The organism is Adlercreutzia sp. CNCM I-6216, from assembly GCF_977113345.1.
Genome location: NZ_CDSBIE010000030.1, coordinates 1 through 1651 on the forward strand (window position 1 = coordinate 1; position 1651 = coordinate 1651).

Consider the following 1651-nt stretch of genomic DNA (forward strand, 5'->3'; position numbering starts at 1 on the left):
AATCTAGACAACTCGAATCATACCGAAGGCCGGAGCCGTGTCTTTTGGTATCTAGGCTATGCTGCTGTGAAAGTGCGCAAGAGATTGTACGTTACCAAATTGTATCGCGGTTACGACATATAGTGCATTGTTCAACTCTAACCCCTATTTCGGTGATGCGGATTTCATAGTGTTCGATGATGCGCATTCTGCGGAGAGCTTCGTCGCTTCGCCGTGGTCAGTGGAGGTTGATTCCGCCGTACGCCCAAAACTGTTTGAAGCTGTTGTCACGGCCTTGCGGCCCCTCATGACTGTTGAAGAGTATGAGCGTGCTTTGACAGGAGGGGGCGCGGCATCGCCGTCGTCTTGGATTAGCTTAGTGCCTCTTGTGAGTGCTGATAACGAAATCTCAAGTATCTCAATGGCGTTTAATCGATATTTTATTCAAAATGGACAAGATGATTTGCGTTTTAGCTGGAATATGGTCAAGGATCATCTTCGTGGGTGCCAAATATTCGTTTCAAGTAATTCTCTACTGATTCGTCCCGTGATTCCTCCTACGCAGCTGTTTGCTCCTTTTGCCGATGCCCGTCAAAGACTTTACATGTCTGGAACTCTTAGCGAACGAGGCGAATTGGAGAGGTCTTTCGGCGTCCGGGGTATAACCGCGCTACCTATGCTTGATCAATGGAGGGGGCGAACGACTGGACGTCGATTGCTGATGTTTCCGACGATCGCAGCAGACGATGTGCCGCTCGATCGGATTGTATCCAGGATATTGGATCAGGACGAGCGAAGTCTTCTCATGGTGTCTAGTAATGCCATGGCCGAGCAGTATTCGGATCTCGCAAAGGTCGCAGGAAAAACGGTGTTCACGGCAGCTGAACTCGAGAATGATAAGAAGCCATTTATCAGTAAGAAAGATGCGGTCGCGATTTTAGCAAATAGGTTGGATGGCTTGGATTTTCCGGGAGGTGAATGTCGATCGGAGATCATTGTACAATTACCGCAAGGAACCAGTATGCACGAGAGATTTTTGGTTGAGTCAGCCAATGCCGACGAAGTGTATTCTGAGCGTATGCGTAATCGCATCACCCAGGCACTGGGGCGTTGCACGCGTAGCCAGACGGATTATGCGGTAATTTTCGTGCTTGACGAGAGGGTAGTGCGGTTGTTGCAATCTCCGAAAGAGCAGAAATTGTTCAACGATGAGCTGCGTGCGGAGATTCAGTTTGGCCTGCGGAATGCAACTGGTAATGACACGTTGGATGATTATTTGGAATTGGTGGATGTGTTTTTGAACCACCGCGATGAATGGGAAATTGCAGAGCGAAACATCGTAGGACTGAGAAAGCAATTAACTGCAGCGGGTGAGCATGAGGGCATGGCTGCTCGCAAACTTAGGGATATTGTTGAGCTCGAAGTTTCGTGCGCTCTTAACCTCTGGAACAGCCAGCTTGGTGCTGCAATGACAGATGCCTTCGAAATAGTGAATAAGTTACGAGACTACGAGGGCCTTGAGGGCTATTTTGGCTATTGGAGCTATATTCTGTACCATGTTGCTCGAGCAGATGGATCGTGTCCCCAACGTTGGTGTAAGCGTCGTTTCTCCCAATGCGCGAAGAACGGCCATCGCCTAGAATCTTCAATTGTCGAGATTGATGGATTCAAC

General features: G+C 48.8%; 1 protein-coding gene. It reads left to right on the plus strand.

The window, feature by feature from the left end; genetic code table 11:
* Window positions 1-169 precede the first annotated feature (169 nt).
* On the plus strand, window positions 170-1651 hold a 1482-nt coding region (locus ACYVRU_RS12070; RefSeq protein WP_461186209.1), incomplete at its 3' end, for a helicase C-terminal domain-containing protein.